Origin of the sequence: Hydrogenophaga sp. RAC07, from assembly GCF_001713375.1 — a bacterium.
Lineage (GTDB): Bacteria > Pseudomonadota > Gammaproteobacteria > Burkholderiales > Burkholderiaceae_C > Hydrogenophaga.
In genome coordinates this window covers 2,753,897-2,770,928 of the sequence record NZ_CP016449.1, presented here as the reverse complement: position 1 = coordinate 2,770,928, position 17,032 = coordinate 2,753,897, and the positions used below count along the sequence as shown (strand labels likewise).

The following is a 17,032-nucleotide window of genomic DNA, read 5'->3' as shown; positions in this document are numbered from 1 at the left end:
ATGACCACCACCGTCCGCACCCGCTTTGCCCCATCGCCCACCGGCTTCATCCACCTCGGCAACATCCGCTCAGCGCTCTACCCGTGGGCGTTTGCGCGCTCCACCGGCGGGGTCTTCATCTTGCGCATCGAAGACACGGATCTCGAGCGCTCCTCGCAAGCCGCGGTGGACGTGATCATCGAAGGCATGAAGTGGCTTGGCCTCGACCACGACGAAGGCCCGTTCTACCAAATGCAGCGCATGGACCGCTACAAGGCCGTGCTCGCCGAGATGGTGAGCGCCGGCCTCGTGTACCCCTGCTACATGAGCGTGGCCGAGCTCGACGCGCTGCGCGAAGCGCAGATGGCGGCCAAGGAGAAACCACGCTACGACGGCACTTGGCGGCCCGAGCCCGGCAAGGTGCTGCCCGCCGTGCCCGAAGGTGTGAAGCCCGTGCTGCGCTTCAAGAACCCGCAGGGTGGCGTGGTGGCCTGGGACGACAAGGTCAAGGGCCGCATCGAGATCAGCAACGACGAACTCGACGACCTCGTGATAGCACGCCCCGACGGCACACCCACCTACAACTTCTGCGTGGTGGTCGACGACATCGACATGGCCATCACCCACGTGATCCGTGGTGACGACCACGTGAACAACACGCCGCGCCAGATCAACATCTTTCGTGCGCTGGGCAAAGAGCCACCGGTCTACGCCCACCTGCCCACCGTGCTCAACGAGCAGGGCGAGAAGATGAGCAAGCGCAACGGCGCCAAGCCCGTCACGCAGTACCGCGACGAAGGCTACCTGCCCGACGCGATGGTGAACTACCTTGCGCGTCTGGGTTGGAGCCACGGCGACGACGAGATCTTCAGCCGCGCGCAGTTCCTGGAGTGGTTCAACCTCGATCACCTGGGCCGCAGCGCGGCGCAGTTCGACGACGCCAAACTGCGCTGGGTCAACGCACAACACCTCAAGGCGATGGCCGACGATGCGCTGGCACCGCTCGTGGCCGAACACCTCAAGTGGCAAGGCATCACGGTGGACGACCGCCTGCCGCGCATCTGCGGCTTGTTCAAGGACCGCTGCGACACCACGGTGGTGCTGGCCCAATGGGCCCAGGCTTTCTATGCCGACATCACGCCCAACGCGGACGAGCTCTCGCAGCACGTGACCGACGCGGTGCGACCCGCATTGGCTACGCTGGCGGGCAAGCTCGGCGATGTGGCTTGGGACAAAGCCAGTATCTCGGCAGCCATCAAGGAAGTGCTCACGGCGCACGGTCTGAAGATGCCGCAGATCGCCATGCCGGTGCGTGTGTTGGTGATGGGCACGGCCCAGACGCCGTCGCTCGATGCCGTGCTCGAATTGCAGAACCGTCAAACAGTCCTGGACCGTTTGCAGAAGGCCTGAAAAAATCGCCTATAATTTGAGGCTTGCTGAAACGCAGCGCTGAATCAAACCAGCGAAGCAGATCGGCAAACCCTGTGGGGGTATAGCTCAGCTGGGAGAGCGCTTGCATGGCATGCAAGAGGTCAGCGGTTCGATCCCGCTTACCTCCACCAAATATCAGGAGCCGCGAGGCGCAGTTGAAGAAGGAACACCACCTTCCAATGCTACAATTCGAGGCTTCCAAAAACGCGATGAAGAGAGTCGCGTTTCGGTTAGTCCAAGGTTTTGACCCTATCGTCTAGAGGCCTAGGACATCACCCTTTCACGGTGAGTACCGGGGTTCGAATCCCCGTAGGGTCGCCAGAATTTGCCGCAAGGCAACTCAGGCACAAGTGGTTGGCACTTGGTTCGCAAGAACGAAAGCCATCTACCAGGAGTGGTAGTTCAGTTGGTTAGAATACCGGCCTGTCACGCCGGGGGTCGCGGGTTCGAGCCCCGTCCACTCCGCCACAATGTCGTTGTAAATCAACAGCTTGGATAAAGCCCGATGCGAAAGCAGCGGGCTTTTTTCTTGCCTGAATGGAAATCGTCCCCGTTTTGTCCCGGCGTTGGCCCCATCCGTGACCGGCAGGCGTCGCAGCGCGCCAGTTCGGAGCGTGCCAGCGTGGCAAACGTTGGTCGAGAAAAGTGGGTGCCGGATTTTTGGGGTCTCTCACAGCGGCTTCTGCGACAAGGTTTGATGGGCTGGGCAAACCGTCCCGGAAACTGAGGGACGCCCACCTGGGCGTTTGGTCTGAACTGAATACGGGGACTCATGCGGCAGCCCTCTGGCGGGTTTCGGCCGCAGTGGTCTCTCCGCTAGTGCGCAGGCACGCCCATTTCACGCGGCTCCCGGACTTCGCGCAGGCGATGTTCGAGCTGTCCCACGTCCAGCGCGGTGAAATCCGCGTCGTGCGTCCACTTCAACCGGTAAGACACACCCCGGTTCAGACAGCCCTTGATGGCGCTCAGCAGCGGGCTCGGGGCGATCAGCCAGAAGGTCTCGCACTCGCCATCGACCAGACCTTCCTCCAGCCGCTGTGCCAGTTTGCGGGCGAACTGGTGCAACAGATGCTGGCGACTGCCGGCTTGCGGTTCGAAGTGCTCGTCGACGCTACGGCTGTCGCTGCGCTCAAGATGGTGGGAGTCCCGTTCGCTTTCGATGTCCTTGAAACCGCCTGCGGGAAAGTCCATGGTCTCCAGCGCCATCAGCGGGGCGTTCACATCGGCGCGGCTGAAGAATCGGGCGACGGAGCCGTTGGCCACCAGAATCCAATGCGTTCTCATGAAAAGTCCTTCCGTGTTCGAGGGCACCCAATCTAGGACCGCCGGCAGCACCCACCGTTGCGTTCAATCAATGTCGGTGTACCCGACCGCGCAGCAAGATGGCGCCCTGGCTGGAGTGCTGCATGAACGATGTGACCCTCGACCCTCATCTGTGGCTGACGCTGGAGGCCGGCGATCAGGCGCGCCTGGAACGCTGGTTGGTGAGCGAGGGCGACGTGGTTCATGCGGGTGAGTTGCTGGCCCGGGCCCGGCTGGTGCAGCAGACGGTGGACATCGCGGCGCCCCACGGCGGCGTGATCGAGTCCATCCTGGTCCCGGCGGGTGAGCTTTTTGCGCGCGGTGCGGTGCTGGTCCGCGTCATCCCCTTGTGAAGGTCCAGTTGGGCCGGCATTGAGCCTGCTCAAGCCGGCTGCCGGTTGCACCGCAGAGACTGAGGTCTCCACTGCACGCAACCACATTGCCGGACCCCTTCGCCATGAAGACATGCTTTCTGAAACCTTCGTTGCCCTTTGTGTTGTCCGCCTTTGCGTTGGGCGCCTGCCAGGCCCCCGTGACCCAGGAGCAAAGCGGCATGGTGATCGGCGGTCTGCTGGGTGGGGCGGTGGGCTCCCAGTTTGGCCAGGGCAGTGGCCGCACGGCCGCCGTCATCCTGGGCACGCTCGCGGGCGTGGCCGTGGGCGGCAGCGTCGGCCGCTCGATGGCCGAACGCGACAAATACATGACCGCACAGACCCTGGAGACCGTGCGCACCGGCGTGCCCAGCCAGTGGGTCAATCCGGACACTGGCTACCAATACACCGTGGTGCCCACACGCACCTACCCCCGCGACGAAGGCCCCTGCCGCGAATACCGGGTCAGCGCCGTGATCGGCGGGCGTGTGGAACAGATGTGGGGCACCGCCTGCCGGCAACCCGACGGCAGCTGGCTCGCCCAACCGTGATGACCGGGAGCGCACCATGTTCAAGGTATTGGTTGCGATCGATGGTTCTGAACACGCCAACAACGCCATTGAGGCGGTCGCGCGCTTGCCGCGCGAAGCCGATGGCATGACCGTGGTGCTCGTGAATGTGAGCAACTCGGTGTACTACGGCGAACTCCCGGCCTCGGCCCTGGAGGAGGTCGAGACAGCCCGACGCACGCAGCAGGAGCGTCTGCTGGACGAGGCAGCCCAACTGGCGCGATCCCGAGGCCTCACGGTGCGCGGCACACACGGCACCAGTGGGCCTGTGGCCATGGAGATCGTGGGGCTGGCGCGCGAAACAGGTGCCGATCAGATCGCCATGGGCACGCGCGGCATGGGTGCGGTGGGCAGCCTGTTCCTGGGCTCGGTGGCCTTGGGTGTGGTGCACCGTTCCGCCGTGCCCGTGCTGCTGGTCAAGTGAACTTGCCGTGTGAAAGGAGCACCGACGTGAGCCGCATCCTCGTGGTCTATTACTCCCGCAGCGGGCACACCGAGTTCGTGGCCCGTCAGATCGCATCCCGCTGTCACGCGGACCTGGAGCGCATCCATGACCGCAACCCACGCCAGGGCATGGTGGGGTATCTGCGCTCATCGCTCGAAGCCATGCTGGGCCTGCGTCCGGCCATCGAGCGAGGCCGCCGCCGCCCGGGCGACTACGACCTCGTGATCCTGGGCACGCCGGTGTGGTTCTGGGGCGTGGCCAGCCCGGTGCGTACCTGGGTGCTGCGACACCGCGCAGCCCTGGACAACGTGGCGCTGTTCTGCACTTGCGGCGGCTCCGGGCACGCCAGGGCGCTGGACGATCTGGAACGCCTGTGTGGCCACCCGGCGCTGGCACGGCTGGCCCTGACCGAACGCGCGGTGCCGCAATGCCAGCGCGACCCTGCGCTGCGCCGCTTTCTGCTCGAACTCAAGCGCGTGCCCGCGATTTCCGTGTTGCTTCCACCGACGCAGGAGCAGGCGCCAGCCTGACGCACCATGCGCACCGTGTTGCTGCTCTTGGGGCTGTCGATGGCCGGTGCATTCGCCCAACCGGTGGTGGTCGAGCGGAACGTGCAGGCGTTCGGATCCTCGGTGCGCAACGCTTCCGCCGTGAAGGGCGACTTCATGGCCATGGGCGGGCGTGTGGTGGTGGACCAGGCGGTCGCCGACGACGCCTTGCTGATGGGCGGAACCGTCGATGTGCGCGCCCCGGTGGGCGATGACGTGCGCGCAGCCGGCGGTGACGTTTCGCTGGAGAGCTCGGTTGGTGGCGACCTGATGGCTGCGGGCGGCAACCTGCAACTGAACGAGGCCGCGCAGGTGGCGGGCCGCGCCGAGCTGGCCGGTGGCGAAGTGCGGGTGGACGGCCGTGTGGACGGACCGCTCAATGTGCGCGCGCGCCGCCTGGTGATCAACGGCCCGGTGGGCGGCAGCGTGCAAGCCGCCGTGGAGGTGCTCGAACTCGGGCCACGGGCCCGCGTGGGCAGTGGCTTGCGTCACAGCGCGACCACCCTCACGCAAGACCCGGCCGCGGTGGTGATCGGTGCGGTGGAGCGCGTTGACCGGCTGTTTGATGAAGACCGGCGTTGGGGCGACAGGCATCCCATGCACGAGGACGGCTGGCCCGCCATGGGGGGCTGGTGGTTGTTGATGCCGCTGTCCATGGGCCTGCTCGGTGTGCTGGCCCTGGCCGGCGTGGTGCTGTTCGTGTTTTCCCGTTTCGCGGGCCAGGCGGCGCATCAGATCGAGGCCCAGCCCTGGCGCGCCCTGGGCGTGGGTGTGGGGCTTCTGGTGGCCCTGCCGGTGCTGGCTGTCCTGCTCTTCTTCACCTTGCTGGGCATTCCGCTGGGCCTGGTGGTCATGGCGCTGTACCCACCGCTGCTGCTGTTGGGCTGGTTGATCGGCGCCTTGTTTGCTGCGCGCTGGCTGGCGACGCACGCCTCACCCGCGCAAGCCACGGGTGCGGTCGTGCCTTACGGCTGGATGGTTGTGGCCGTGATCGCGCTGCTGGTCGTGGGCGCGGTGCCTGTGGTGGGGCCGCTGCTGGTGAGCGTCACCATGGCCGCCGGGCTGGGGGCCTGTGTGCTGGAGTGGCGCCGTCGCCTGGCCAACCGACCCGGCGGCGCAACCTGAGCAAGGGCACCACCGCAGCCCTGGCGGTGGCGAACAGGGGCAAGCCCCTCAGTTCACAGCCTGCTCAGCAGACCACCAGGTCGGTGTGGCCAAAACCCTGGGTGTAGTCCAGCACGGAGATGACGACCGGCGTCACGCGGAAGATGCGGATATCGTCCGGCGTCGGCATCTTGAAGGGCAGTGGCTGTGCCTGCGCCTGTGGGTACTTCAAGGGCATCAGCCGCAAGACTTCCTCGGCCTCCGCCCGGTCGTGCACCACCTGGGCGCGCGCGGCCATGGACAGGCCCGTGATCTCCATCAGCTCGGGGGTGTCGTGGTCGATCGTCAGCGAGAGCCGGTCATCCTGCGCCAGATTGCTGGCCTTCTGGCTCTCCGGGCCGCAGAGGAAGTACAGCGTCAGGTCCTTGTTCACGTAGCCCACCGTGGTGGCCTGGGGCCAACCATCGGGGCGCAACGTGGCCACCGTCATGATCCGGTGCTGGTCCAGCAACTGCAGGATTTTTTGTCGTATCGCGATGTCCATGGCAGCCTTCCTCGCGGTGGATTCAGTCGGCGGGCCAACCCACTGTCTGGGTCAGAACGATGCGCTGTGTGGGGCGCAAACCCATGTCGTGAGCAAGTCGCCGGCGGTCCACCAGGCCACGCACCACGGGGGCCAGGTTGATCGGTGCATCGGCCACAAAGTCTTGCGTTCCGGTGGAGGCCCGGTTGATGCCGAAGGCGGCCCAGAGCAAGGCAGAGAGTGTCTCCGCCGACAAGGCTTCGAGTGAAAACGCGCGGACCGAACGCCGCTGACGCAGCGCTTCGGCCAGCGAGATCTGTGGCGCCACCACGGGCGCGGGCAGAACGAACAGGTCGGACTGCAGGTCGAGTGCGATCTGGCCCATCTCAGCCAGTCACTCTCAGTTCGTTGATAACGCTGCTGATGCCCGGCGCCGAGAAGGCTGCACCTTGCGCCGCATTGCGCTCCGCCCACGAATGCACCTGGCCGCGCAGCGTGGCTGTGGTGCCGCTCACGATGACCTCGATGGCTTTGGCCTCGCGCGCGGCCTGGCGGCTGAGCGCCTGCTCGATGCGTTCGGTGATGTTGGTGGGTGTCGATGTCGTCTTGAGCGTGATGCTGTTGGTGACGCCCCGCACGCCGGTGATGGGTCGTACGGTCTGCTCGGCGATGCGTCGCTGGTAGTCCCAGTTGACTTCCCCGGTGAGCGTGACCCAGCCCTGCTCCACCTTGACCTGGATACGGTCGCCCGGAATCAGCGTGTGCCATGAGAAGGCACTTTCAATGGCTTGTGCGATGTCGGAGTCGCTGCGCACATGGCCTCGGGCCAGCTTCACGTCGATCTCTTCGGCGATCGCACGCACACCGGCCACGCGCCGCACGGCGCGCTCGGCCACGTACTTCTCGGCAAACGTCTCCAGGTGGCCGGTGAGCGTGACCACGCCGTCTTTCACCGCCACACCGATGTGAGCGGCGTCCACCGCCGGTTCCCAGTCGAGTTCGGCCTCGACATCCTTCTTGAGTTGCGCGTCGGTCTTCATGGCATGCGTCTCCTTGGACGAGCCATTGTTGATGACCTGTTCACCGTTGCATTGAGTCTGCGCAATGCATGGGCGGGCGCCGCCTGCCGGTCCTTCCTGGATGTTGAGCACGCTCAACGTCCGCCGGCCTGCCTGACTTAGGCTGTGATCGTTCGTCGACCAGGCTCCTGGCCGGGACCTGGGTGCACGACCTCCCCCATTCTTGAAGGACAGGATCGATCATGACCGCTCGACAGCTGCTGTTCAGGGACGATGCGCGCGCCCGCATCCGCCGGGGTGTGGACGCCCTGGCCGATGCCGTGAGGGTGACGCTGGGGCCGCGTGGCCGTACGGTGATTCTCGAACGGGATTTTGGTCCGCCGCAGATCGTCAACTCGGGCGTCATCGTGGCCAAATCGGTCGAGCTGGAGGACCGGTTCGAAAACATGGGCGCCCAGCTGCTGCGCGAGGTGGCGTCTCGCACCAGCGACATGGCCGGCGACGGAACCACCACCGCCACCGTGCTGGCCCACGCCATGATCCAGCACGGCTTGCGCTACCTCTCGGGCGGCATGAACGCGATGGAACTCAAGCGCGGCATGGAGCAGGCCATCGACGCGGTGGTGGTCGAGCTGCGCGGCATGGCCCGGCCCTGCGCCGACTCCCAGGAGATCGCGCACGTGGCCTCCATCTCGGCCAACAACGACCGCTCCATCGGCGAACTGCTGGCCCAGGCCATCGACAAGGTCGGGCGCGAAGGTGCGATCTCCATCGAGGACGGATCCGGTCTGAGCAGCGAGCTCGAAGCGGTGGAGGGCCTGCAGTTCGACCGCGGATTTCTCTCGCCCTATTTCATCAACAACCCCGAACGCCAGACCGCCTTGCTCGACGGCGTGCTGATCCTGCTGTGCGACAAGCGCCTGTCTTCCCTGAAGGATCTGTTGCCCTTGCTGGAAGAGGTGGTCAAGAGCGGGCAGCCGCTGCTGGTGATCGCCGAAGACATCGACAGTGACGCACTGGCCACGCTGGTCATCAACACCATGCGCGGCACGATCAAGACCTGTGCGGTGAAGGCTCCCGGTTTCGGCGATCGGCGCAAAGCGATGTTGCAGGACATTGCCGTGCTCACCGGTGGCACGGTCGTCAGCGATGAGCTGGGCCTGTCGCTGGCCAAAGTCAAACTTGCTGACCTGGGCCGTGCCAAGCGGGTGGAGGTGGCCAAGGACGAGACCACGCTCATCGGCGGCGCCGGCAACCCGCAGACCATTGCCGAGCGTGTGGCCAACCTGCGCAAGGAACGCACCGCCACCACCTCCGACTACGACCGCGAGAAGCTGGATGAACGCATCGCCAAACTCTCGGGCGGCGTGGCGTTGATCAAGGTGGGCGCGGCCACCGAGACCGAACTGAAGGAGCGCAAGATTCGCGTGGAAGATGCACTGCACGCCACGCGCGCCGCGATCGAGGAGGGTGTGGTGCCCGGCGGTGGCGTGGCGCTGCTGCGGGCCCGCCGCGTGTTGCAGGCGCTGCGTGGACCGACGCTGGACCACGACTCGGGCATCCGCCTGGTCGAACAGGCCTTGCAGGAGCCGCTGCGCTGCATCGCGGCCAACGCCGGCGTGGAACCCTCGGTGGTGGTGCAACGGGTGGACGACGCCACCGACCGCAACCACGGCTACAACGCAGCCACACTGGCCTACGGCGACATGCTGCAGATGGGCGTGATCGACCCCGCCAAGGTGACGCGGCTGGCGCTGCAGAACGCAGGCTCGATTGCCGCACTGGTGCTGACCACCGACTGCATGATCGCCAACGCGCCCAAACCAAAAGGACGTGCCGACTCCGGAGGCCTCGAAGCGGCCCTGCCGGAGTTCTGAGCGTCTGCATGACCTGAGGCTTTGTTGAGCGTGCTCAACGACCCGCTGCGGGGTCCGCGCACACTGCAGTTGCCGATGTTCCTCCGACAACAGAGGCGAGATGAGGATTCCCCCCGACGGGGGCGTTTCCATGGTGTGTTTCCCACACCATGGATGGATGAAGGCAACCTCAGACCGGCTCGACCCGAGAGGGCAGGGTCGGGGACCTTCACCATGGCCCGCCATTCGAAAGGATGGCGGGCCATCTTGTTTCCGAAGCACGCGGGCGATGCCGCAGAAAGGTCAAACATGAAATCCGATGCGCAACTCAAGAAGGACGTGGAAGCCGAGCTGGAATGGGACCCCTCGATCAATGCCACGCAGGTCGGCGTGGCCGTCAAGGACGGGGTGGTGACGCTCTCCGGCCACCTGGACACCTTCGTCGAGAAATACGAGGTGGAGAAAGTGGTGCAGCGCGTGGCGGGCGTGCGCGCGGTGGCGATCGAGATCGACGTCAAGCTGACGGCCGGCAGCGCGCGCAGCGACTCGGAGATCGCGCATGCGGTGGAGACCGCCTTCCAATGGCACAGCTCGGTGCCGGCTGAGCGCATTCAGGTGAAGGTTGAGAAAGGCTGGGTCACCCTCAGTGGAGAAGTCGACTGGGAATTCCAGCGCGCGGCCGCCGCCAACCTGGTGCGGCCATTGGTGGGTGTGGTGGGAGTCAACAACGGCATCGTGCTCAAACCCCGTACCACCCCGGACAACATCGGCAAACGCATCCGGGACGCCCTGACCCGCCAGGCCGAGCGCGAGGCCAAAGGCATCGAAGTGCACGTCAACGGCTCCACGGCGGTGCTCCGGGGCTCGGTGCATTCGCTGGCCGAGCGGGTGGCGGCGCAAGGCGCGGCCTGGTCGGCGCCGGGCATCACGCGGGTCGACAACGAGCTGCGCATCAGTCCTTGAGGGTCTGTCCGCGCTGCGTTGCACACCAACCCAGGCAGGAGAACAACATGCGTGAAAAGATGCTCGCAGGCGATATCTGCAACCGCATCGTGGTGATTGCCGAGCGCGACCTGTCGCTGGCAAAGGCGGCACAGCTCATGCGGCAGCGCCACGTGGGCTGCCTGGTGGTGGTCGACGAGACCGGTGCGGGCCGTCTGGTGGTGGGCATGCTCACCGACCGCGACATCGTGACCGCCGTGGTCGCACGGGAGCTTGACGCCACCCAACTCACCGTGGGCGACGTCATGAGCCGCGAACTGATCAGCGTCCTGGAAGACGACTCGATCAAGGACATGCTCGTGACCATGCGGCGCAAGGGCATCCGACGCCTTCCGGTGGTCAAGGCGCACGGCGTGCTGGTGGGGCTGGTGACGCTGGATGATGTGCTCGCCCTGATGGCTGAGCAGTTGCGCGAGATGGCGTCTGTCTTCGAGACCGAAGCCCTGCGCGAGCGGCGCGAGCGGCCCTGACGCACCGTTCGTCGTCGGGCAGACCTGCATTGCGTTGGCTCAATGGCGAGTGCACTCCACCGTCGCACCATGTCCTTTGCGTCGACACCGTGTTGACCCGGCAAAGCCCATCCGGGCATTCCCCTCATTGTTCTGAAGGAGCATCACCATGAACGAACTTCGCACCATTGATCCGTTTGCCCTCGACCCCTTTGACGATGCGTTCCGCTCGCTCACGCGCCCGTGGCGCTTCGAGATGCCCGAAGCAGCCCCGCGCATCAAGCTCGACCTGATGGAGCAGAACGGCAGCTACGCCGTCAAGGCCGAGATCCCCGGCGTGAAGAAGGACGACATTGACGTGCGCATCGACGGCAACATGGTCACCATCAGCGCCGAGGTGAAGACTGAAAAGGATGAAAAGACCGATGGTGGCCGCATCCTGCGGCAGGAACGCCAGGAGGGATACGCCAGCCGCACTTTCAGCCTCGCCTGTCCGGTGGACGAGGCCAAGGTGCAGGCCAGGTACAAGGACGGCATCCTCGAGTTGACCCTGCCCAAAAAGGCAGATACCTCCAGCAAACGCATCGCGATCCACTGATGTCATGAACACGCTCACAGCACCTTGGCAGAAGGGCGCACAACAAGCATGGGCTTCGCTGACGCAGGGATGGCGCGACCTGCGCAGGCGCGCTGGCGGAGCGCTCACACGTTTTCGCCAGGGGGGTTCACCTGACCGCGCGGCCGGTGCTGCCTGGGGACTGGTGTCTGCCGACCTGCGGGTGGAAGACGACCGCATCGTTGTGCGCATGGAGCTGCCCGGCATGGACCGCGAAGACCTGCAGATCGACATCGACGGTGACCGGCTCAGCGTGTCCGGTGAAAAGCGCATCGAGCAAGACAGTGGCGACGGTGGTTACCGCTTGATGCAGTGTGTCTACGGCAGCTTCCGGCGCGACGTGAGCCTGCCGTACAGGGTCGATCCGCAGGGTACCCAGGCCCGCTACCGCAACGGCGTGTTGCACATCGACATGCCGCGTGTGGACCGCGACCGGGGCCGGCGCATTCCCGTGCACGGCGCCTGAGTGGTCCGGGCCAGGAGAAGAACATGAAGAGCATGAGCGTTGGCTGGATCGTGCCGGCCTTGCTGTTGGTGCTGGTGGCATCCGCCCAGGCCCAGCCCCGGGGCGGCCCGGGACGCTGGGACTACCAGAACAGCTGCGCCAGTTGCCACGGGACCAGCGGACGAGGGGACGGACCGCTGGTGCGCCACCTTGTGACGCCGCCCTCCGATCTGTCCCGCCTGGCGCAGCGCAACGGCGGGGTGTTTCCGCGCGATCGGCTGATCGGCCTCATCGACGGGCGCTCCGCCACCGACATCGGGCCTCACGGCTCGCGCGAGATGCCGATCTGGGGCAGCACCTACGTGGAGCGCTACACGCAGGCGGGTGGCAACCCGCAGCTGGCAGAGGAGGCTGCACACAGGCGCATCCTGGATCTGGTGAACCATCTCGAACGGCTCCAGCAGTAACCCGGCGGACTGCGAGACGGCATGCCATGACCGATTCCACAGGCCTTGCCGGCGCTGTTTCCAGCCATGAGCTGGCCCTGGCCGCGCTGCGGGCGAGTGCTGCGCCGGGTGAGTTGGAGGTGATCGAAACCCACATGTCGTGGGTGTACCTGTGGGGAGAGCAGGTGCTCAAGCTCAAGAAGCCTGTGCGCCATCCCTTTCTGGATTTCACCCGACTCGACGATCGTGAAGCTTTTTGCCGCGAAGAGCTGCGCCTCAATGCCCGTCTCGCGCCAGGTATCTACCAGGGCCTGGTGGCCTTGGTGCTCATCGATGGACGACCCATGCTGGTCGACGAGCCGCAGGTGCCGCGGCGCGGTGATGTGGTGGACTGGCTGGTTCACATGAAACGGCTGCCCAGGGCCCGCATGCTGGACGAAGCCATGGCCCACCGCGCGGTGTTGGCCGGCGATGTGGATGCCCTGGTGCGGGTGTTGACCGACTTCTATCGCGCCGCGCAACCGGCCAACATCTCACCCATGCACTATGTCGATCGCCTGCAGCAGGACTTGCGCCTCAGCAGAAGTGCCCTGCTGGACCCGCGCTGGGTGATCCCGGGCGCAGCACAGGCCATCCAACAACTGAGGGCAGGACTCACGCAGCACCAGGCCGACCTGGGGAGGCGTGTCTTGTCGGGGCGCATCGTGGATGGGCATGGTGATCTTCGGCCTGAACATGTGTGTCTGTTGCATCCGCCCGTGATCATCGACTGCGTCGAATTCAGCGCATCGCTTCGACAGGTCGATCCGTTCGACGAGTTGGCCTTCCTCGCGCTCGAGTGCCGCATGGCCGGTGCCGGCTGGATCGGCGAGCGCGTGATGGGGGCGTGCGCTCGAGCACTGGGCGACAGGCCTTCCCGCAGGGTGCTGCAGCTGTACACCGCACACCGCGCCCTGTTGCGAGCGCGTCTGTCGTTGGCACATCTCCTGGACCCCGAGCCACGCACGCCCGAGCGGTGGATGCCGCAAGCAAAACGCTATGTCGCTCACGCACAGATGGCCCTGGACACCCTGTCGCTCAACGAAGCGGTGGAGTCGCCGGAAGTGACGCGCAGCGCTGGCTGATGGCCAGTGAGAACAGCGCGGCGGTCGACACGACCACCAGCTTGCCCGCCAGGGCCGAATCCGCCGGCACGCGAAACGACGGCACGCTGTTGGTCACCACCACCCGGCTGATGGCCGGGTCGCCGAGCAAACGACAGGCTTCACCGGTGAACAGGCCATGGGCCGCGAATGCCACCACATCGCGCGCGCCGGCCAGGCGCAAGGCGGTGGCGGCCCGCACCATGGTCTCGCCACTGGCGATGAGATCGTCGAGCAGCAGCACGGTGGTGCCCTCGACATCGCCGGCCACCAGGTGCTGACTGGACACCCGGCCTGCTCTGCGCCGCTTGTCCACCATGGCAAAACCCAGCGGTTGCGACAACTCTGTCTCGAGTGCTTCCCGCCACAGCTGTGCTCGCTTCACCCCACCAGGGTCGGGTGACGCGACCGCGCAAGGTCCACGTTCGGCAATGGCCCGGGCCACGGTGTGAAAAGCCTGGTGGGCCTCCAGCTGCTGGGTCGGCAAACGGAATGCGTTTTGCAGGGCCGCCGGGTTGTGCGCTTCGAGCACCACGAGGTCGTCGGTGCCGACCGCTTCGAACAGCTGGGCCACATACCGCAGTGCCAGCGGATCGAAGGGCTGGGTCCGGCGATCCTTGCGCGCGTACGCGAGGTAAGGCACCAGGGCGGTGATGCGTGCGGCGCCATGGTCGCGCAGGGTGCCGATGAACATCAGCAGCCGGCACAGGGCATCGTGAGGGCTGGCGTCCGGGCGGCCGTGCAGGCTGGCCAGCACGAACACGTGTTGCGCGCGTGGGTCGCACAGCGGGCGCCACTTGTGCTCGCCGTCTTCGAAAGCGCGGTCTTCGAAGTCGGCCAGGGGTTGTGCCAGCCGCACACTCAGGGCAAGCGCCAGGTCGGTCCCCCGGTCGAGCGAGAAGATCAGCATGTCGTGTCCCAGCGCGCCTGCGACAGTGCACGCACGAAAGGGTCCAGTGCGTTGGCGGGCAGGGCATCGATGCCGGCGGCGGCGGCCCGTCCACTTCCACCAAAGGCCTGGCACAAGGTGTGTGCGCCCTGGGGTGATGCGCGTGGCGCACGCACACTGACGCTGTAGTGACCATCGCGCCGCTCGGTGAGCACAGCCTGGGCTTGTTCAGGATGCACGGCCGCCAGCGCGTTGGCCAGGAAGCCCGAAACGCGACGGCTCCAGGGTGCCGAGGGCAACACCACCACACGGGCCCGTGCACTTTCCCAGTGGGGCTTGAGGCCCATCGCGACCCGGAAATCGCGCCGCCGGCAGGCTTCGATGTCGTGGATCACGGGCTCGTCGCGCAACAGGGTCCAAGGGGAATCGTGGCGCGCCAGACGCTCGTACAACTCGCCAGGTGCAACGCACACATCCGAGGGGTCTTCGCCGTAGGCGTTGTAGTTGATCGCAACGCCCAGTCGCCGCAACACCGCCCGGTGCAACGGGTCGAGCCCGCAGGCGGCGCCCAGTTCGTCGGCCACCGCGGTGAGTTCGTCGCCATAGGCGCCGACCAGTGCCCAGGCGCGATAGCGGCCGTCCAGGAAGCGATCCACCAACAGACTGGTGCAGACATCGCTGCTGAAATCCAGGTGGGCCTCCAGTCCCTCGTGCACCGGTACCGCACCGCTCCAGTGGTGGTCGAACCAGCGAACGTGTGCGCCGCCTTCCAGCAGGCGGTCCAGGTCCGCGCGGTTGCGCTGCACCGACAGGTCGCACACCAGCACTTCGCTGGCGCCGATGGTGGGCACGCGCTGCAGCAGCGCGATGTCGCGCTTGAGCCCGGTGATCAGACGGGCCGCCGACGGATCGTGCAGCCGCCACTGCCGCACCGCGCACAGTCCGTCGGCGTCGCCGTTGCACACGTCGAAACGCGCGATGGCCTGAGCCCGTGACGCTGGGGTTGCTCGCGCTGCCATGGCGCGGCCTCAGTCCAGTTCGACAGGCACGAACAGGCGCTCGCCATCGCGATCGATCAGCAGCGCCACGGCAGCGGGCTTGCGCGCGACGATGGCGCGCACCTGCTCCACGCTCGACACCGGCGTGCCATTGACGGCAAGAAGCACATCGCCCACCTGCACACCTGCCAGAGCGGCCTGACCAGTGCTCTCCACGATCATCAAGCCGCCACCGTCCAGCGACGCAGCCTCACGCTCTGCGCTGGTCAGCGGCCTCATTCGGAGCCCGAGTTGTCCCGGCGACGCGACGGGCTGCTCGGGGGTGGTGGTGGTGTCGTCGGAGGCCCGCCCCAGCTTCACGCTCACCGTGCGCTGGGCCCGGTTGCGCCACACGGTGAGTTGCACCGTGTCGCCCGGCGCCATCAGGGCCAGACGGCCGCCCAGGTCGCCCGCATTGTCGATGCGCTGGCCATTGACGGACGTGATCACGTCACCCGCCATCAGGCCGGCCGAGCGCGCGGCGCTGTCACGCGCCACACCCACCACCAACGCACCGTTGGGCAAGTCCAGTCCGAAGGAGCGGGCCAGCGACTGGTTCAGATTCTGGATCGAGACACCCAGCCGCGCATGTTGGGCCCGCCCGTGGGCCACGATCTGGTCCTTGACGCGCAGGGCCACCTCGATCGGGATCGCGAACGACAGGCCCTGGTAGCCGCCCGACTGCGAGTAGATCTGGGCGTTGATGCCCACGACCGATCCGCTGGCATCGAGCAGCGGTCCGCCCGAGTTGCCCGGGTTCACCGCCGCGTCGGTCTGGATGAAGGTGACCAGCGACTCGCCAGGCAGCGCACGGCCCTTGGCGCTGACGATGCCCTGGGTGGCGGTCTGCTCCAGCCCGTAGGGCGCGCCGATGGCCAGCACCGGGTCGCCCACCTGAAGATCGTCAACGCGGCCCAGGCGCACCACCGGCAGATTGCTGCCCGCCACGCGCAGCACGGCCACGTCGGTCAGCGGATCGGCCCCCAGCACCTGGGCCTTGAACTCGCGCCGATCACTCAGCCGCACCAGGATCTGCTCGGCGCCCTGGATCACGTGCGCGCTGGTGAGCACCAGACCATCGGGCGTGATGATGAAGCCCGAGCCCTGGCCGCGAAACGGCCGCTCACCGGGCGGCGTGCCGCGCGGCAGGTTCTTGAAGAGCGAGGAGAAGGGTTCTTCGTCCGGCCAGGGCATCCAGTCCTGGGGCGAGACCTTGCGCGAGCCGGTGACCGTGATGCCGACCACGGCGGGTGCTGCCAACTGAACAATGGCGCGGTAGTTGGGCATGATCGCGCCCGGGATCACGGTGGCACGGGGGCCGTGAGAAACCGCAGGCGGTGTTTGCGCCTTCGCGTCCACGGCAAGCAAGGCGGCCAGCAACAGGAAAGACACTGGCATCGGGCTGCCCGCCCGGTCACGCGTTCGCATGTCGCTCATGGTGTGTCCCGATGAGGAGGTGACTCACCCTCGGGAGGTTCGCCTGTTTCGGGATCGAGCCAACCGGGCAGACCCACTTGTTACTCGACCTGTGCAAGGCCTTGCCGTGGCTCCTCACCAGCAGTGAGGCCCGGGTCACGGTCTCCATGTCGTGAGCCTCGATCACATCCAGATAGCCCCACGGGCCAGGCAGCGCATGGCTGATCGACCACTTCGAGGTCGGACAATGGTCGAGTACCTGTCGGGACACATGCCGCTCCAGCGTTTCGAACGACTTGGGTTGGTGCAGCGCTTGCGGCGACAGGCGCGTCAGCAGGATGAAAGTGGCCATGCAGTTCTCCCCGAACCTTGTTGAAGCCACTCTACGTGCACCGCAGGTCTGCCGTTTGAGTCTGCTCAATGCCGGGGCAGGTGTCGCCAGT

21 protein-coding genes and 3 tRNA genes are annotated in these 17,032 nt (G+C 66.2%); 16 read left to right on the top strand and 8 right to left on the bottom strand.

Annotation, left to right across the window (positions count from 1 at the left end; genetic code table 11):
- From gltX to BSY239_RS12875, 4 genes are all read left to right on the top strand, one after another.
- Window positions 1–1,389 carry a glutamate--tRNA ligase gene (gene gltX, locus BSY239_RS12890; RefSeq protein ID WP_069047208.1) on the top strand — a complete coding sequence of 463 codons (1,389 nt, stop codon included), beginning with the start codon at window positions 1–3 and terminating at the stop codon, window positions 1,387–1,389.
- Between the two features lie 76 nt (window positions 1,390–1,465).
- Window positions 1,466–1,541 (top strand) — tRNA-Ala (locus BSY239_RS12885).
- 114 nt (window positions 1,542–1,655) lie between these two features.
- Window positions 1,656–1,731: transfer RNA gene (locus tag BSY239_RS12880), tRNA-Glu, on the top strand.
- A 70-nt stretch (window positions 1,732–1,801) separates the two neighbouring features.
- Window positions 1,802–1,878, top strand: a tRNA-Asp gene (locus BSY239_RS12875).
- Between the two features lie 348 nt (window positions 1,879–2,226).
- Here the strand turns inward: BSY239_RS12875 and BSY239_RS12870 are convergent.
- The gene (locus tag BSY239_RS12870) at window positions 2,227–2,694 is read right to left on the bottom strand and encodes a host attachment protein (RefSeq protein WP_156775474.1); all 468 of its coding nucleotides are present in this window, start codon (window positions 2,692–2,694) and stop codon (window positions 2,227–2,229) included.
- Window positions 2,695–2,816: 122 nt separating this feature from the next.
- On the opposite strand from BSY239_RS12870, the gene BSY239_RS12865 reads away from it, so the two are divergent.
- The 5 genes from BSY239_RS12865 (at window position 2,817) to BSY239_RS12845 (ending at window position 5,770) form a co-directional block, all read left to right on the top strand.
- Window positions 2,817–3,065, top strand: coding sequence for a lipoyl domain-containing protein (locus BSY239_RS12865; protein WP_069048975.1), 249 nt, complete (start codon window positions 2,817–2,819; stop codon window positions 3,063–3,065).
- A gap of 104 nt (window positions 3,066–3,169) precedes the next feature.
- Window positions 3,170–3,634 carry a hypothetical protein gene (locus tag BSY239_RS12860; RefSeq protein WP_156775473.1) on the top strand — a complete coding sequence of 155 codons (465 nt, stop codon included), beginning with the start codon at window positions 3,170–3,172 and terminating at the stop codon, window positions 3,632–3,634.
- A gap of 16 nt (window positions 3,635–3,650) precedes the next feature.
- Complete coding sequence (locus BSY239_RS12855; RefSeq protein WP_069047205.1) at window positions 3,651–4,076, top strand: universal stress protein; 426 nt, start codon at window positions 3,651–3,653, stop codon at window positions 4,074–4,076.
- A gap of 26 nt (window positions 4,077–4,102) precedes the next feature.
- Entirely contained in the window at window positions 4,103–4,627 is a 525-nt protein-coding gene (locus tag BSY239_RS12850; RefSeq protein WP_069047204.1) for a flavodoxin family protein, read from the top strand.
- Window positions 4,628–4,633: 6 nt separating this feature from the next.
- A complete protein-coding gene (locus tag BSY239_RS12845) occupies window positions 4,634–5,770 on the top strand; it encodes a polymer-forming cytoskeletal protein (RefSeq protein WP_069047203.1) in 1,137 nt (378 codons plus the stop codon).
- A 64-nt stretch (window positions 5,771–5,834) separates the two neighbouring features.
- Here the strand turns inward: BSY239_RS12845 and BSY239_RS12840 are convergent, their stop codons facing one another.
- Genes BSY239_RS12840 through BSY239_RS12830 form a run of 3 tightly spaced genes read right to left on the bottom strand, consistent with a single transcriptional unit; the run spans window position 5,835 to window position 7,312 of the window.
- Window positions 5,835–6,293 carry a pyridoxamine 5'-phosphate oxidase family protein gene (locus tag BSY239_RS12840; RefSeq protein ID WP_069047202.1) on the bottom strand — a complete coding sequence of 153 codons (459 nt, stop codon included), beginning with the start codon at window positions 6,291–6,293 and terminating at the stop codon, window positions 5,835–5,837.
- Window positions 6,294–6,315: 22 nt separating this feature from the next.
- On the bottom strand, window positions 6,316–6,657 hold the full coding sequence (locus BSY239_RS12835; RefSeq protein ID WP_069047201.1) for a nitroreductase family protein: 342 nt from the start codon (window positions 6,655–6,657) through the stop codon (window positions 6,316–6,318).
- Window position 6,658: 1 nt separating this feature from the next.
- On the bottom strand, window positions 6,659–7,312 hold the full coding sequence (locus BSY239_RS12830) for a BON domain-containing protein (RefSeq protein WP_069048974.1): 654 nt from the start codon (window positions 7,310–7,312) through the stop codon (window positions 6,659–6,661).
- Window positions 7,313–7,533: 221 nt separating this feature from the next.
- Here BSY239_RS12830 and groL point away from each other — a divergent pair, with 221 nt between their 5' ends.
- From groL to BSY239_RS12795, 7 genes are all read left to right on the top strand, one after another.
- Window positions 7,534–9,168, top strand: a complete 1,635-nt coding sequence (gene groL, locus BSY239_RS12825; RefSeq protein ID WP_069047200.1) for a chaperonin GroEL — start codon at window positions 7,534–7,536, stop codon at window positions 9,166–9,168.
- A 288-nt stretch (window positions 9,169–9,456) separates the two neighbouring features.
- Window positions 9,457–10,110, top strand: coding sequence for a BON domain-containing protein (locus tag BSY239_RS12820; RefSeq protein WP_069047199.1), 654 nt, complete (start codon window positions 9,457–9,459; stop codon window positions 10,108–10,110).
- A gap of 47 nt (window positions 10,111–10,157) precedes the next feature.
- On the top strand, window positions 10,158–10,619 hold the full coding sequence (locus BSY239_RS12815) for a CBS domain-containing protein (RefSeq protein ID WP_083239959.1): 462 nt from the start codon (window positions 10,158–10,160) through the stop codon (window positions 10,617–10,619).
- 148 nt (window positions 10,620–10,767) lie between these two features.
- Window positions 10,768–11,196 carry an Hsp20/alpha crystallin family protein gene (locus BSY239_RS12810; RefSeq protein ID WP_069047198.1) on the top strand — a complete coding sequence of 143 codons (429 nt, stop codon included), beginning with the start codon at window positions 10,768–10,770 and terminating at the stop codon, window positions 11,194–11,196.
- A 4-nt stretch (window positions 11,197–11,200) separates the two neighbouring features.
- On the top strand, window positions 11,201–11,680 hold the full coding sequence (locus BSY239_RS12805) for an Hsp20/alpha crystallin family protein (protein ID WP_069047197.1): 480 nt from the start codon (window positions 11,201–11,203) through the stop codon (window positions 11,678–11,680).
- Window positions 11,681–11,703: 23 nt separating this feature from the next.
- Window positions 11,704–12,126, top strand: coding sequence for a c-type cytochrome (locus tag BSY239_RS12800; protein WP_069047196.1), 423 nt, complete (start codon window positions 11,704–11,706; stop codon window positions 12,124–12,126).
- 26 nt (window positions 12,127–12,152) lie between these two features.
- Window positions 12,153–13,229 carry a hypothetical protein gene (locus BSY239_RS12795; RefSeq protein ID WP_083239958.1) on the top strand — a complete coding sequence of 359 codons (1,077 nt, stop codon included), beginning with the start codon at window positions 12,153–12,155 and terminating at the stop codon, window positions 13,227–13,229.
- Here BSY239_RS12795 and BSY239_RS12790 read toward each other — a convergent pair.
- The 4 genes from BSY239_RS12790 to BSY239_RS12775 are packed head-to-tail and all read right to left on the bottom strand — an operon-like array spanning window position 13,183 to window position 16,941.
- Entirely contained in the window at window positions 13,183–14,157 is a 975-nt protein-coding gene (locus BSY239_RS12790) for a ribose-phosphate diphosphokinase (protein WP_069047195.1), read from the bottom strand. The genes BSY239_RS12795 and BSY239_RS12790 overlap by 47 nt on opposite strands.
- Window positions 14,151–15,155, bottom strand: coding sequence for a hypothetical protein (locus BSY239_RS12785; RefSeq protein WP_069047194.1), 1,005 nt, complete (start codon window positions 15,153–15,155; stop codon window positions 14,151–14,153). Before BSY239_RS12785 ends, BSY239_RS12790 begins: the two co-directional genes overlap by 7 nt.
- 9 nt (window positions 15,156–15,164) lie before the next feature.
- On the bottom strand, window positions 15,165–16,610 hold the full coding sequence (locus BSY239_RS12780) for a Do family serine endopeptidase (protein ID WP_236944064.1): 1,446 nt from the start codon (window positions 16,608–16,610) through the stop codon (window positions 15,165–15,167).
- Window positions 16,588–16,941: a GYD domain-containing protein gene (locus BSY239_RS12775; protein ID WP_069047192.1), complete on the bottom strand. Its 354-nt coding sequence runs from the start codon at window positions 16,939–16,941 to the stop codon at window positions 16,588–16,590. The genes BSY239_RS12780 and BSY239_RS12775 overlap by 23 nt, the downstream gene beginning before the upstream one ends.
- Between the last annotated feature and the right edge of the window lie 91 nt (window positions 16,942–17,032).

Coding starts and splice junctions, on each gene's coding strand:
- gltX (WP_069047208.1), top strand. CDS start 1: ATGACCACCACCGTCCGCACCCGCTTTGCCCCATCGCCCACCGGCTTC.
- BSY239_RS12870 (WP_156775474.1), bottom strand. CDS start 2,694: ATGAGAACGCATTGGATTCTGGTGGCCAACGGCTCCGTCGCCCGATTC.
- BSY239_RS12865 (WP_069048975.1), top strand. CDS start 2,817: ATGAACGATGTGACCCTCGACCCTCATCTGTGGCTGACGCTGGAGGCC.
- BSY239_RS12860 (WP_156775473.1), top strand. CDS start 3,170: ATGAAGACATGCTTTCTGAAACCTTCGTTGCCCTTTGTGTTGTCCGCC.
- BSY239_RS12855 (WP_069047205.1), top strand. CDS start 3,651: ATGTTCAAGGTATTGGTTGCGATCGATGGTTCTGAACACGCCAACAAC.
- BSY239_RS12845 (WP_069047203.1), top strand. CDS start 4,634: ATGCGCACCGTGTTGCTGCTCTTGGGGCTGTCGATGGCCGGTGCATTC.
- BSY239_RS12840 (WP_069047202.1), bottom strand. CDS start 6,293: ATGGACATCGCGATACGACAAAAAATCCTGCAGTTGCTGGACCAGCAC.
- BSY239_RS12835 (WP_069047201.1), bottom strand. CDS start 6,657: ATGGGCCAGATCGCACTCGACCTGCAGTCCGACCTGTTCGTTCTGCCC.
- BSY239_RS12830 (WP_069048974.1), bottom strand. CDS start 7,312: ATGAAGACCGACGCGCAACTCAAGAAGGATGTCGAGGCCGAACTCGAC.
- groL (WP_069047200.1), top strand. CDS start 7,534: ATGACCGCTCGACAGCTGCTGTTCAGGGACGATGCGCGCGCCCGCATC.
- BSY239_RS12820 (WP_069047199.1), top strand. CDS start 9,457: ATGAAATCCGATGCGCAACTCAAGAAGGACGTGGAAGCCGAGCTGGAA.
- BSY239_RS12815 (WP_083239959.1), top strand. CDS start 10,158: ATGCGTGAAAAGATGCTCGCAGGCGATATCTGCAACCGCATCGTGGTG.
- BSY239_RS12810 (WP_069047198.1), top strand. CDS start 10,768: ATGAACGAACTTCGCACCATTGATCCGTTTGCCCTCGACCCCTTTGAC.
- BSY239_RS12805 (WP_069047197.1), top strand. CDS start 11,201: ATGAACACGCTCACAGCACCTTGGCAGAAGGGCGCACAACAAGCATGG.
- BSY239_RS12800 (WP_069047196.1), top strand. CDS start 11,704: ATGAAGAGCATGAGCGTTGGCTGGATCGTGCCGGCCTTGCTGTTGGTG.
- BSY239_RS12795 (WP_083239958.1), top strand. CDS start 12,153: ATGACCGATTCCACAGGCCTTGCCGGCGCTGTTTCCAGCCATGAGCTG.
- BSY239_RS12790 (WP_069047195.1), bottom strand. CDS start 14,157: ATGCTGATCTTCTCGCTCGACCGGGGGACCGACCTGGCGCTTGCCCTG.
- BSY239_RS12785 (WP_069047194.1), bottom strand. CDS start 15,155: ATGGCAGCGCGAGCAACCCCAGCGTCACGGGCTCAGGCCATCGCGCGT.
- BSY239_RS12780 (WP_236944064.1), bottom strand. CDS start 16,610: ATGAGCGACATGCGAACGCGTGACCGGGCGGGCAGCCCGATGCCAGTG.
- BSY239_RS12775 (WP_069047192.1), bottom strand. CDS start 16,941: ATGGCCACTTTCATCCTGCTGACGCGCCTGTCGCCGCAAGCGCTGCAC.